Origin of the sequence: Curtobacterium sp. DN_7.5, from assembly GCF_022655355.1 — a bacterium.
Taxonomy (GTDB): Bacteria; Actinomycetota; Actinomycetes; order Actinomycetales; family Microbacteriaceae; genus Curtobacterium; species Curtobacterium luteum.
The window spans coordinates 3588879-3600182 of sequence record NZ_CP093378.1; the positions used below are offsets into that span (position 1 = coordinate 3588879).

Below are 11304 nucleotides of genomic sequence, written 5' to 3' on the forward strand. Positions count from 1 at the left end.
TTCTCCCTAGGTGTTCTGTCCGACGGCGTTGTCGGATCGGTCGTTGCGGGGGGACGGCGTGACACCGCTGGCGAGCTGGAGGACGTCTTCCTCGGATGCCCCGCGGGGCAGTTCACCGGCGATGGCGTCCTCGCGGAGCACGACGACGCGGTCGGCGAGACCGAGGAGCTCGGGGAGGTAGGAGGAGACGACCACGACTGCGAGACCCTGCCGGGCGAGGCCGTTGATGACGTCGTACAGCTCACCCTTCGCGCCGATGTCGATGCCCTTCGTGGGTTCGTCGAACATGATCACCTTGGGTTTGGTGAGCAACCACCGGGCGAGGAGGACTTTCTGCTGGTTACCGCCGGAGAGGGAGGACACGGGCTGGTCGTACGAGCCGGCTCGGATCCGGAGGCTGTCGAGGAGTGCATCAGCCTCGCTGATCTGTGACCTCCGGGGCAGGAGCCCCTTCCGCGAACCGGTCCGGAGGCTCGCGATCGTCACGTTCTCCCTGATCGAGAGTTCGGGGAGGAGTCCGAGGACCTTCCGGTCCTCGGTGAGGAGCGCAACACCGGCGTCCATCATGGTCCGGGGGCCGTCCGGCCGGACGACCCGCCCGTCGACCCGGATCTCGCCCGCCGTGATCGGGTCCGACCCGAAGATGTTCAGGAGCAGCTCGCTGCGCCCCGAGCCGAGGAGGCCGCCGATGCCGAGGATCTCGCCACCCCGGGCGACGAGATCGATCGGTGGGCTGTCCGGCGTTCGCCGGAGACCGGTGACGGTGAGGCGCTCGGAGCGTTCCTCGCGCTCCTCGTCCGGGTAGAGCGCAGTCACGTCCCTGCCGACCATCGCGGTGATGAGGGTGTCCTCGGTGTAGTCGGAGAGGGGCCCACTCTGCGAGAGTTCCCCGTCACGGAGCACGGTGACCCAGTCTCCGATGGCGAACATCTCCTCGAGTCGGTGCGTGATGTAGAGGATCGCGACGCCTGCTGCTCTGAACCGTCGGATCTGCTCGAGGAGCCGATCCGATTCCGCTTCGGTCAACGCTGTCGTGGGCTCGTCGAAGACGATGACCTTGACTCGATCGGCGGTCGCGACCTTGGCGACCTCGACCAGCTGTTTCGTCGCCGCGGGCAGGTGCTCCACCGTCGCCGAAGGATCGACTTCGACGAGGCCGAGGTCGTCGAGCGCGACTCGGCACCGGTCGCGGAGCTCGCCGGCACGGACGAGTCCTGACCTGGAGGGGAGTCTGCCCATGAACACGTTCTCGGCGACCGAGAGGTGCGGCAACAGACTGAGCTCCTGGTACACGGCCTGCACCCCCGCGGCCCGCAGCACCGACGGTGTCGCGGTGGTCACGGGTTCGGAGTCGATCTCGAATCGTCCCGAGTCACGGTGCAGCGCGCCCGTGAGGATCTTGATCAAGGTGGACTTCCCGGCGCCGTTCTCACCTGCCAGGCAGTGCACCTGGCCGGCGACGAGCTTCAGGGACACCCCGCTGAGGGCCTGGACCGTGCCGAACGCCTTGGAGACGTCGATGAGTTCCAGGACTGCGGCCCCGTCGGGCTCGACGATCGTCACTTGTCGACCTCGGCGGTCTGCGGCTTGAGCAGGGTCTTGATCGCGGCGTCGTTCATGTTGTCGCGGTCGACCACGGCGACTCCGGGATCGAGGACTGCCGGCGGGATGCGTCCCTGGGAGGCCATGGCCGCTTCGACGACGCCCTGGTACCCGAGGAACCAGGGGTTCTGGACCACGAGGGCGTCGATCGTGCCGGCCTCGAGCGCGGCGTTCTCGGCCGGGTCGGAGTCGAAGGCGACCACCGGGATGGTGTCCGCTGCCTTGTTGTCCTTGATCGCCGTTGCCGCTCCGACGCCGGAGCTGTTGTTGTCCGCGAAGACACCCACCAGGTCCGAGTGGGCAGAGATGGCGTCGTTCACCTGCGACGCGGCCGTGCTGATGTCGTTGTTGTTGTAGTTCTGCAGGCTCGCGTCGATCTTCGGGCAGTCCTCGGCGAGACCGGACCGGAATCCTGCGTCGCGCTGCTGGTTCGCCTCGATGCCGGCGATCGGCGCTTCGACGAGGACCTTGCCGGTGGTCGTCCCCTGGGCGGTCAGGAGCTTGCACATCTTCTCGCCAGCGGAGGTTCCGGCGAGTTCGTTGTTGGTTCCGATGTGGCCGTCGACGTCGGCGGTGACGCGGGTGTCGGCGGTGATCACCTTGATGCCGGCTTTCCGGGCTGCGTTGACGGACGCGTTCAGGGCCTCGCCCGAGCTGGGTGCGACGACGATCGCATCCGCTCCGCGCGCCACGGAGTTCTCGACGAGCTGCACCTGGCCGGCGATGTCGGTCTCCGATGTCGGACCGAAGGTGTTGACGTCGACTCCGTAGTCCTTGGCTGCTGCTTCCGCACCGGCGAGGAGGGTCTGCCAGTACTCGGAGTCGGTTGCCCGGATGATCACGTCGACCTTCACTCCGGCGGCCGCACCTGCGGATCCGGAGCTACGCGCGTCGGCGTTCGAGACGGTGGCTCGTCCGCCGACGACGCCGCCGACCACTGAGACGAGTGCGATCGCCACGACGAGGGAGAGGGAGAACACGGTTCTGGTTCGCGCCATTGCGTTGACCTTCTGGGAGGCGCCGCACACGCTGGTGCCGCGGGGTGGGTGTGGGAGGGAGTTCAGTTGTTGACGGGGACGGGTTCGTCACGGATCGCGGGAGCAGCGTCGGGTGACGCCTTCTCGCCGGGGGTCTTGAGGAAGGGGGTGAGGATCGCGCTGAGGAGGTAGAACCCGGCGTAGATGCCGAGGACGCCGCCTGCGCCCAACCATCCGAAGAAGAGACCGGCGAGGGCTGGTGCGACGAACGCGGAGAGTCCGGCTCCGAGGTTGAGGACGGACATGGCTGCGCCCTTGTTGTCCGGCGCGAGCAGCGGGAAGAGTGCGGACAGCGGCACGAAGCCGGCCATCGTCACGCCGCACAGGCAGAGCACGATCGTCATCAGGGCCACGTTGTGGCCGATGAGGTGCGGCGCGAGGAACACCGCGACGAGCACGACGGAGTAGGCCACTCCGCCGACCCAGCCGATCGTGCGTCGCCAACCGATCTTGTCGCCGACGTAGCCGAAGAACAGGTTGGCGAAGATCGCGACGGTGAACACGAGCGACCACATCTGCAGCCACTGTGTGGTCGTGTAGCCGAAGGACGCGAGGTAGATCGGCATGAAGACCGGCAGGCCGTACTGCGCCAACCCGTTGATCGTCTTCACGAGGAGACCGATCGAGATCGTCGGTCGTCCGATCAGGGTGACCGCCTTCGACAGCTCGCGCGCGCTGAACGGATGGATCTCCTCTGACGGGACGGTTGCCCGGTTGGCGATCGTCGCGACGAGTGCTCCGACGATGACGAAGGCCAGGCCGGTCCAGAGCACCGCGATGTGCCCGAGTGCGGGCAAGGCGAGTGACGAGTAGAACGGCCCGATGACGCTGAGGCCGAGCGAGAACATGAACCAGAACCAGCCGGCAGCGAGGCCACGGCGTTCCAGCGGGGCGCTGTAGTTGATCCAGGTCAGGAACGAGTACGCGAACAGTGGGTAGCCCAGCCCGCGGATCGCGTAGAAGACGAGCATCACCGGCCAGTTGAGCGTGGTGACGCCGAACCCGATGAACCCGACGCTGCCGATCAAGAACGCGGCGAGGGCGAGGAGCATGACCTTGCGCGGCCCCATGGTCTGCACGAGGACGCCCGAGAACCAAGCCGCGATCGCGACGGTCACTCCGTAGACCGTGATCAGGGCGGCGGTGTCGGGGACGGTGACGCCGCGTGAGACGAGCCACGGCGAGATCCATCCTTGCTCGACGCCGTCACCCACCATGAAGAGGACGAGTCCGATGTAGCCCCAGACGAGGTTTCGGGGCAGTCCTATGCGGTCGAGGACGCGGTTCACGAGGGAGCCTTTCTGTTCACACCATCGGGAGGAGAGGCGAGGCCGACCGGCGCGGGAGTGCGCGCCGGCCGGGATCATGGTCAGACGGCGAGTTCGCCCTGGTACTTCGACGAGCCGATGCCGAGGAGTTCGTTGCGCAGTCGCTGCGCTGCGATGCCGTCCTGCGAGCGGATGACCTCGGTGATGCGGTCGACACCGACGGCCTTGACCTTCTCGAAGAAGAGCTCGACGGTGGCGCGGTTGGTCTCCGCCTCGTCCTGCGCGTCCTCGCGGATCGGGAAGGTGTCGAAGTAGATGACCCCGTCCCACTCGTGGCGGAGGAGGAAGTAGATCATCTCCATGGTCTCGAACGGGTGGATGGACCCGATCATGAGACCGTCGTCGTGCGCGTTGTTGCCGTCGTTGAGGTGGATCCCGAAGAGCTTGCCCTGCTCGAGGAGCAGCGACGCCCCGAACGCAGGCTGGTCGCCAGCCATCAGCATGTGCGCGAAGTCGAGGGTCGCCCCAAGGTTCGGGCGGTCGATGCGGGTGATGACGTCCAGCGTCTGGCCGAAGCTGTTGATCATCGAGTGCACACGCTCCTCGTACGGCTTGTACTCGATGCTGATCCGGAAGTCCGGGCGGTGGTCGGCCAGTTCCTGGAAAGCGGACACGATGCGCTGCAGGTCAGCCGCGTAGTCCTTCTGGAACGTGAAGTCGTAGCCGTCGAATCCGAGCCAGACGGTGAGCAGGTCGCTGCCGCAGGTCGCGGCGGCGTCGATCGCGTCCTTCGCCAGGTCGATCGCCGCTCGACGGACCGTTTCGTCCGGGTTGCTGAACTCACCGGCGACGAACTGCTTGCGGAAGCGCGTGGCGTTGCCGTTCAGCGTCAAGCCGAGTTCGTCCAGGAGCGCCTTCATGGCCGCAGGCTCGACGCTCTCGAAGTGCTCGGGGTAGTTGAGGTCGACGTAGTCGACGCCCTCGGTCGCGGCGATGCGGCGGAGAGCAGCGGGGACATCGCCGCCGCTGACGAAGGAGTTGAGGCGCGTTGCGAACTTCATGACGGCGAAGCTAGCTCGGTCTGACAACTTTGGTCAAGTTTTTTCTTTTTGCGTCTTCAACTTTGACAACGAACGTCAGATCTTCGTAGGCTCACTCCCTGTCGGGCAACGCGGTCAGGGATCCGCTTGCCGCACGACCGCTCCGCGCTGGAGCATGAGCGAGCACAACGAGGTGGAGGTCCCCATGGCAGGCACGGATGTCTTGGTCGTCGGGAGCGTCAATTACGACTACATCGTCACCCAGGACCGACTCCCCCGCCGCGGCGAGACCTTCGCTGCGGCCGGGGCGAAGGGGGCGTTCGGAGGGAAGGGTGCGAATCAGGCTGTCCAGGCTGCGCGACTCGGGGCGACGGTCCGGTTCATCGGCGCCTGCGGTGCTGATGGTCTGGGCCGACAGTGTCTCGACAACCTGCGGAGCCAGGGCGTGGACTGTCACATGCGGCCGACCGAAGAGTCCAGCGGGTTGGGCATCGTCCACGTGGTGGGCGAGGGCGACGTGTACGCCACCATCGTCGAGGGTGCGAACGGGGCAGTCGACCGAGGCTGGATCGATGAGAACGCGCAGCTGTTCCAGGACGCCGGCGTGGTCGTGATCCAGAACGAGATCCCTGCCGAGGCGAACGAACGGACCGTCGAGCTGGCGGCAGCCGCTGCCGTACCGGTCGTGTTCAACGCCGCTCCCGCTCGGCCTGTCGCCGAGCGTGTGACGCGCCGGTGCACGTGGTTCGTGGTGAACGAGGACGAGGCAAGTGCTTACCTCGGTCGTGACCTCGGCGACGTTCGCGACGACACGGCCATGCGGCGTGCGGTGGTCGACCTGCAGCGCTTCTGCCGGGGTGTGGTCCTCACACTCGGGAGCCGTGGGTGCTACGTCGCCGACGGCACCAGTGTCCAGTTCATCGAGGCCGTCCCCACGCACGCCGTAGACTCGACCGGCGCCGGTGACTCGTTCATCGGTGCGTTCGCCGATGCGCTCGTCAACGGGTCCGACCCCGTAGCTGCCGCGGTCGATGCGACCCGTGTGGCGTCGATCACGGTCGAGGGTGTCGGTGCGCAGTCCAGCATGCCAACTCGCGAGGTGCTCACCAGTGAAGTCCTTTGAGCGACACCAGCTGATCCTCGAACAGGCCGCCGCCGGTGATCCGGTGACGATCGAGGCGTTGATCGACGTCACGGGCGCGTCGCCGTCGACGGTACGCCGGGACATCAAGGCCCTCGAGGACACGGGCAGGATCGTGAGCTTGCGCGGGGGCGCGATCCGGCTGGAGGACGCTGCGAGCGAGGTGCCGGTCGCGACGAAGTCCTTGATCAACCGCGCACAGAAGACCGCGATCGCCGAAGCCGCCGCCGCGCTCGTCTCCGACGGTGACACCGTCTACGTGGACTCGGGCACGACCGCGACCGAGCTCATGCGGGCGCTCCGTGGTTCGCGAGTGCACGTGATCACGTCGAACACGCATGCGCTGAACCTGCCGCTGTCGCCGGGTGTCACCGTCACGGCTCTCGGTGGGGACGTGTTGCCCGTGATCGGCTCCGTGGCCGGTCCGATCACCGATCGGGAACTCGCTGACCTGTACTTCGACAAGGCGTTCATCGGCGTGACCGGTATCGACGCGGCCGCCGGGGTGACGACGTTCGACATACGCGAGGCGAACAAGAAGCGCATCGTGCAGGCGCACAGCAAGCACACCTACGTGCTTGCGGACAGCAGCAAGTTCAACCAGGTGTCTCTCTGTCACGCGTTCACGCTTGCCGATTGCACCGTGATCACGGACGCGGATGACGATGTCCTGCAGCACGCCGGTGCGGCCGTGATCGCACTGACGAGCAGCACGTCTTCCTGACCTCACCGACGCGGCGGCACACCGACCGAGGACCTGCCGCCGCCCGAAGCGGAGCTGCTGCGCCCGGTCTTCCCCCTCGCCCAGACGGAGGACGTCACCGCGGCGCCTGGCACCCTCGGCAGCAGCAACGTCGCACGAGTGGACCGCGACGCCCGGCGCGCTCGAGAGCGAGCGGGCGGCACCGGAGGCGAGGACGACGACGTCCCCAGTCGTCAGGAGCCGAGGCGCATCACCTCGACCACGAGCACCAGAACCGAACGGCGGATGGTTCTTTCGGACGTGCATCGGGGCATTCCGAACATCCAGAGGAGCGTTCGGCGTTCCTCGCGTTGTCAGTGGTCCGGAGCACACGTACCGAGTCACTTCGACACGAAGGAGGCAGTCGCCGGGAGCACCACCGAAGACACCGTCTCCGACGGCCAGCGCCCCGCCGACGTCCTGGCCTCGACCACCCCGGTGGCCGTGTACGGCTTCGCCCGAGGTCGGGCCGGACAACGCGCGCCACGTGCAGCAGCCGCACATGCAGGACGACTTCGGCAAGCCGGCGGGCCTCGTCGGGGGCGACCTCGTAGCCGACTGGCTACGTCACCGCAGCGATCGACGGTGCGGGGGCGCGCCGCGCGCCGGACCCGCCCGCGGCGCAGACCCTCCCGTGTCCACCCGAAGACGAACGAGGGCGTCAGACCCACCGCACCCGCGACGTGACCGAAGGTCCCGGTGGCCGACCGGCTTCCGTTCACGACACATGTCGGCCGCCGGCCAGCCTGTCCGGGGCTGGCGCGGCGACGCTCCCGCCACGGGGTCGGTGTCCGGTGCTACTGCCAGATTGCTTGTCCTGATGTAAGCCGAGTCTCGATGGACGATCGGCCAGCGGTCACTTCCGCCGGTTGCGGCGATCCCGGTAGAAGCCGATTGCTACGACGACCGGCAGGATGAGCAGGCCCCACCACCAACCCTCTGCTCCTGCTGCGAACATGAGCCGAAGCTACGCTGCCTTGGCACGACTAGGTGTCCGATAACCGATGGCTGGCCGGACATCACTGGGGCCAGGTGCTATAGCGTTCGTCCGGCGTTGGCGGTGAGCCACGGGATCGGGTCGATGGGTGTGGTGCCGCCGGGCATGACCTGCAGGTGCAGGTGCGCGCCGGTGCTCGCTCCGGTGTTGCCGACGAGGCCGACGAGCTGCCCGACGGCGACGGTGTCGCCTGGTCGGAGCGGCGAGGAGCCGAAGATCATGTGCGCGTACAGGGTGGACACGAGGCGACCGTCGATCTGGTGGTCGATGATGACGTACTGCCCGTACTCGGGGTGCGTTGTCGACACTCGGACAGTGCCGGCAGCGACAGCTCCGATGGGGGTGCCGGCGCCGGGGGTGAGGTCCGCGCCCTGGTGGATGGACGAGCAGGTCGCGCACGGGGCGCTTCGCGGACCGAACGGTGAGCTGACGGTGATGGTTCCGGCGATGGGCCAGCGAATGTCGCCGGTTCCGGTGTTCACGATCGTGCCGCCCGTGGTCGTGGGAACGCTCTGTTTCGTCGAGGCCGGTGCGCCCCCGGTTGACGCGGCCCGTGAGGCGGGTGCTGTCTTGGTGATGACGGGCTTCGGGGTCGGCTTGGTGATCGTGTACCCGTCGCGGTCGACCGCGAGAGCCAGCCCGGACGCGGTGAAGCTCTGCCCGGTGGTGGCAGGAGCGACGCCGGGCACGACTGCTGCGGGGCCGGTCGTGGCCTGCGCGGGCAGCGCTGCGGCAGCGGTGAACAGCGCCATCGCGGCCGCGGCACCAGTGATTGGGACCGCGGCGAGAACGCGCGACCGCAGTGAGCGGGCCGGTGTTAGGGGTACAGCCGCGACGGTCGGCAGTGGCCGCAGCGCCAGCCGGGCAGCGGCAGTGGTCGTCGTGGTTCGGGTGCGGCTGGCGGTCGGGACTGCGGCGGCGCGTTCGGCAGCGAGGGCTTCGCGGCGCGTCCGAGGTGCGGGAATCGTGGGGGTCTGGGGGTGCTGCTGAGGCACGGGCAGGCTCCAGGAGGGGTGGGCCGTCGGGCCGAAACGTGGGGTGCCCGAACGCGAGTCGAGCAGGGGGAGAAGGTGTGGCCGGTCGTGGGCCGCGGCAGGAAGGGGGGAGCCTGCCGCGACCCACGCCGGGGTTTAGAGGGACGCGAGCATGTCCTGCATCTGGGTGATCTGCTCGGTCTGGCTCGACACGATCGACTTCGCCATCGCGACGGCGTCGGTGTTCTTGCCCTTGTCGACTTCGGTCTTGGCCATGTCGACGGCGCCCTTGTGGTGCTGGACCATCTGCTCGAGGTAGAGCTTCCCGGCGTCCTTCGCGGACGCCTGGTCGAGGTCGCTCATGTCGGAGTCGGACATCATCCCGGACATGGAGTGCCCCATCCCGGAGTGCTCCGACTCGACCGGCTCGCCCCAACCCTTGAGCCAGCTGGTGAGCTGCTTAATCTCCGGGGACTGCGCGGCCTTGATCTGCTTCGCGAGGCTGGCGACGTCGATGTCGACGCCGGAGCCCTTGGCCAGGAGCATGTCGCTCATCTCGACCGCTTGCTTGTGGTGCGGCAGCATCATCTGCGCGAACATCACGTCCTGGTCGTTGTGCGCCGATGCAGCCGCCGTCGACGAGGACGAGGAGCCCGTGTCGGAGCCGCTATTGCTGGTGGAGCAGCCGGCGAGGGTGAGGCCGAGGGTCAGTGCGGCAGCGATCGCGAGCGTACGCGTGGTGGTGGTGTGCATGATCTTTCCGTTCCCGTGAATGCGTCAGGTGTTCCGGCCAGGCGGACGCCTCCCGGATCTGGGCATGCGGAGGCCACCCATCGGGGGTGGGATCCCGCTTGGGGGCGGATCAGATGCGGATGATCTGCAACGCCGTCAGTGACGGCGGTCTCGGTGCCGCGATGCGGCGCGGCAGCCGGTCAGCCAGCGCGAGCAGCCGCGCGAGCAGGGCGAGGATGCCGCCGGTCCGTGCACGCAGCAGCGCCCACGTGAACAGCACGATCGTCAGCGCGCACGCCATCCCCATCAACGAGCACATCAGCGCACACAGGCCACTGTCGCAGCCCGCGTCGGTGAGGACCGTCAGCACCGCAGTCGCAGGAGCTACGTGCTCGCCGTGACCGGCGGCCGCGCCGTGGCCGTGCTCGGCGGTGATCGCGGGAGTCGCCATCGAGTGCTCGTGGCCGGCGGTGTGCCCGGCCATCGTGTGCATCAGGACCGTGAACCCGACCAGCAGCAGCAACGCCAGCGTCGCCGTTGCCTGCAACAGCAGCCGGCGACGCGGTGAGGTGGTGGTGGTGAGCATCAGTCTTTCGAGCAAACGGGTGGAGTGAGCGCTTCTATGGTGCGGTACCCGCGCGGGCGGCGGCAACCTGGTGTCCGGATTCACACCGAACCCGCCGCGACCGGCCGAACCGGGAACATCGCGCGGAGTTTCGCGTTACAACGCATGGTACCCCCTAGGGGTATATGTGAACTGTTGGCGTCGACCGCGCCAGATCGGAGCAGCATGGACACGCACGACCACCACCAGATGAGCGGACACGAGCACGCCGGCCACAGCGGCGGGCACGGGACGACGACGTGGTCGATGGCTGCGCAAGCGACGCTGCACTGCCTCACCGGCTGCGCAATCGGTGAAGTCCTCGGCATGGTCATCGGCACCGCCGCCGGCTTCCACAACGCCGGCACGATCGTCCTGTCAATCGTCCTCGCGTTCATCTTCGGCTACGCCCTCACCATGCGCGGCGTCATCAAGTCGGGTCTGAGCCTCGGCGCTGCGTTCAAGGTCGCTCTCGCCGCGGACACCGTGTCGATCGCGGTCATGGAGCTGATCGACAACACCGTCATCGTTGCGATCCCCGGCGCGATGGACGCGCAGCTCAGCGACTGGCTGTTCTGGACGGCGCTGCTGTTCTCCCTCGCGATCGCATTCGTGATCACCACGCCCGTGAACCGGTGGATGATCAGCCGCGGCCTCGGGCACGCCGTCGTCCACGGCCACCACTGACTGGTCCGCTAGTCAACTCGATCGCGGCGCGCGGTCAGGCGTGGGAGTGTTCGTGTGCGGGGTGGTCGTGGCCGCCGTCGTAGGGTGCGCCCTTCATCATCCGCAGCATCGACCAGGAGCCGCTGCGGATGAACACGGCCAGCAGGAACGCCGCGATCAGCAGGAACACGATGTTGAGCCAGGTGGTGTAGTTCCAGCTGATCGAGGTCGCCACGATGCTCAGATGCCGATTCGTAGGGACGAGGCCCAGCGGGGTGAACAGCAGTTCGACGGCATAGCCGGCGAGGACCATCACTAGTCGACGTGGCTGTCCGCGCTGCCAAACACCCTGTCCAACTCCGTATTTCAGGACACGCTACGTGGCAGTAGGACAAGTTAGCTGGCGGACGACAACACAGTGTCGACGACACCAGCAGATGGTCCGGAATCGGGCGCGCAATCGGGTCTCCGCCACATCTTGTCTGCGATTTCCGCCAACTA

General features: G+C 67.4%; 11 protein-coding genes. 3 read left to right on the forward strand and 8 right to left on the reverse strand.

Translation table 11 applies throughout. The features are described from left to right. Positions 1-6: 6 nt before the first annotated feature. The 4 genes from MON03_RS16945 to MON03_RS16960 form a co-directional block, all read right to left on the reverse strand. Positions 7-1563, reverse strand: coding sequence for a sugar ABC transporter ATP-binding protein (locus tag MON03_RS16945; protein WP_242089653.1), 1557 nt, complete (start codon positions 1561-1563; stop codon positions 7-9). Next, positions 1560-2600: an ABC transporter substrate-binding protein gene (locus tag MON03_RS16950; protein ID WP_175328399.1), complete on the reverse strand. Its 1041-nt coding sequence runs from the start codon at positions 2598-2600 to the stop codon at positions 1560-1562. Before MON03_RS16950 ends, MON03_RS16945 begins: the two co-directional genes overlap by 4 nt. 62 nt (positions 2601-2662) lie before the next feature. Then, positions 2663-3928: an MFS transporter gene (locus tag MON03_RS16955; RefSeq protein ID WP_204620595.1), complete on the reverse strand. Its 1266-nt coding sequence runs from the start codon at positions 3926-3928 to the stop codon at positions 2663-2665. Positions 3929-4008: 80 nt separating this feature from the next. Beyond that, positions 4009-4968, reverse strand: a complete 960-nt coding sequence (locus MON03_RS16960; protein WP_022903851.1) for a sugar phosphate isomerase/epimerase family protein — start codon at positions 4966-4968, stop codon at positions 4009-4011. A 154-nt stretch (positions 4969-5122) separates the two neighbouring features. Between MON03_RS16960 and MON03_RS16965 the strand changes: the two genes are divergently transcribed. Together MON03_RS16965 and MON03_RS16970 are read left to right on the forward strand one after the other, a co-directional pair. Beyond that, the gene (locus tag MON03_RS16965) at positions 5123-6070 is read left to right on the forward strand and encodes a ribokinase (protein WP_022903852.1); all 948 of its coding nucleotides are present in this window, start codon (positions 5123-5125) and stop codon (positions 6068-6070) included. Then, a complete protein-coding gene (locus MON03_RS16970) occupies positions 6057-6812 on the forward strand; it encodes a DeoR/GlpR family DNA-binding transcription regulator (RefSeq protein WP_022903853.1) in 756 nt (251 codons plus the stop codon). The genes MON03_RS16965 and MON03_RS16970 overlap by 14 nt, the downstream gene beginning before the upstream one ends. A 1053-nt stretch (positions 6813-7865) precedes the next feature. On the opposite strand, the gene MON03_RS16975 is transcribed toward MON03_RS16970, so the two are convergent. The 3 genes from MON03_RS16975 to MON03_RS16985 all read right to left on the reverse strand — a co-directional run bounded on the left by MON03_RS16975 (position 7866) and on the right by MON03_RS16985 (position 10119). Next, complete coding sequence (locus MON03_RS16975; RefSeq protein WP_031273604.1) at positions 7866-8579, reverse strand: M23 family metallopeptidase; 714 nt, start codon at positions 8577-8579, stop codon at positions 7866-7868. Positions 8580-8957: 378 nt separating this feature from the next. Then, positions 8958-9554, reverse strand: coding sequence for a DUF305 domain-containing protein (locus MON03_RS16980; protein ID WP_175328403.1), 597 nt, complete (start codon positions 9552-9554; stop codon positions 8958-8960). Positions 9555-9663: 109 nt separating this feature from the next. Continuing rightward, positions 9664-10119 carry a hypothetical protein gene (locus MON03_RS16985; RefSeq protein ID WP_242089654.1) on the reverse strand — a complete coding sequence of 152 codons (456 nt, stop codon included), beginning with the start codon at positions 10117-10119 and terminating at the stop codon, positions 9664-9666. Between the two features lie 204 nt (positions 10120-10323). Here MON03_RS16985 and MON03_RS16990 point away from each other — a divergent pair, with 204 nt between their 5' ends. Beyond that, a complete protein-coding gene (locus MON03_RS16990; protein WP_242089656.1) occupies positions 10324-10824 on the forward strand; it encodes a DUF4396 domain-containing protein in 501 nt (166 codons plus the stop codon). 34 nt (positions 10825-10858) lie between these two features. Here the strand turns inward: MON03_RS16990 and MON03_RS16995 are convergent, their stop codons facing one another. Then, positions 10859-11119, reverse strand: a complete 261-nt coding sequence (locus tag MON03_RS16995; RefSeq protein ID WP_175328405.1) for a hypothetical protein — start codon at positions 11117-11119, stop codon at positions 10859-10861. Positions 11120-11304 lie beyond the last annotated feature (185 nt).